This is a genomic window from Rhodococcus sp. A14 (assembly GCF_011603105.1).
In the GTDB taxonomy this organism is placed as follows: domain Bacteria; phylum Actinomycetota; class Actinomycetes; order Mycobacteriales; family Mycobacteriaceae; genus Rhodococcus_F; species Rhodococcus_F opacus.
Window position 1 is genome coordinate 1 of sequence record NZ_JAAOQS010000277.1, and the last position, 1,052, is coordinate 1,052.

Sequence of the window (1,052 nt, forward strand, 5' to 3'; positions counted from 1 at the left end):
ACCACGACGCGAAGGACGGGGGCACCGGTTCGCGGGAGTTCTGGCGCGAGGAGTACCTCCTCAACGCGGCCATCGCGCGCTACGGCAAGCCGTACGTGGCGATCATGGACGGCATCGTGATGGGCGGTGGGGTCGGGGTGTCGGCGCACGGCAGCGTGCGGATCGTCACCGAACGGTCGATGATCGGGATGCCCGAGACCGGGATCGGTTTCGTCCCCGACGTCGGCGGCACCTACCTGCTCGCCCGCACCCCGGGCGAGTTGGGCACCCACATCGCCCTGACCACCGCCCGGCTCAGCGCCGGCGACGCGATCGCGTGCGGGTTCGCCGACCACTTCATCCCGTCGGAGAAGATCGAGCAGTTCATCGACGCGTTGTCGACGACGTCCGTTCAGGAGGCGCTCGGCGCGTTCACCGAACCGGCACCGGCATCGGAGTTGCTGGGCCAGCAGGGCTGGATCGACGCCGCGTACTCCGCCGACAGTGTCGCCGACATCGTCGCCCGCCTGCGCGGCAGTGGGGTGCCCGAGGCTCAGAAGGCGGCCGAGCAGGTGCGCTCGAAGTCGCCGACCGCGTGCGCGGTCACCCTGACATCGCTGCGCCGCGCCCGGCAGGCCGGCAGTCTCGAGGAAGTCCTCGACGACGAGTTCCGGGTGTCCGTCGCCTGCCTGAACTCGCCCGACCTCGTCGAGGGCATCCGGGCGCAGGTCGTGGACAAGGACCGCAACCCGCAGTGGTCGCCCGCCACCATCGAGGAGGTCGACCCGGCGCAGGTCGACGCGTTCTTCGCACCACTCGGCGACCTCGAACTCGGCCTGACGGCCCCGCAGCCGCAGCATTGACCACCAGCTACACGCGTCCAGGAGGGACTGCTATGAGCACTACCGTCGGATTTCTGGGACTCGGCCACATGGGTGGTCCCATGGCGGCCAACCTCGTCAAGGCGGGGCACACGGTGGTCGGTTTCGACCTCGCGCCCGCCGCTCTCGAACAGGCAGTGAAAGACGGTGTCACCGTCGCCGATTCGGCCGTGGAGGCGGTGCGTGAGGTGG

At 69.7% G+C, this 1,052-nt stretch carries 2 protein-coding genes; both read left to right on the forward strand.

The genetic code is table 11. From position 1 onward, the window contains the following. A partial coding sequence (locus G9373_RS45370; protein ID WP_167121348.1) for a 3-hydroxyisobutyryl-CoA hydrolase occupies positions 1 to 842 on the forward strand: 842 nt, incomplete at its 5' end. 32 nt (positions 843 to 874) lie between these two features. After that, a partial coding sequence (locus tag G9373_RS45375) for an NAD(P)-binding domain-containing protein (protein ID WP_167121351.1) occupies positions 875 to 1,052 on the forward strand: 178 nt, incomplete at its 3' end.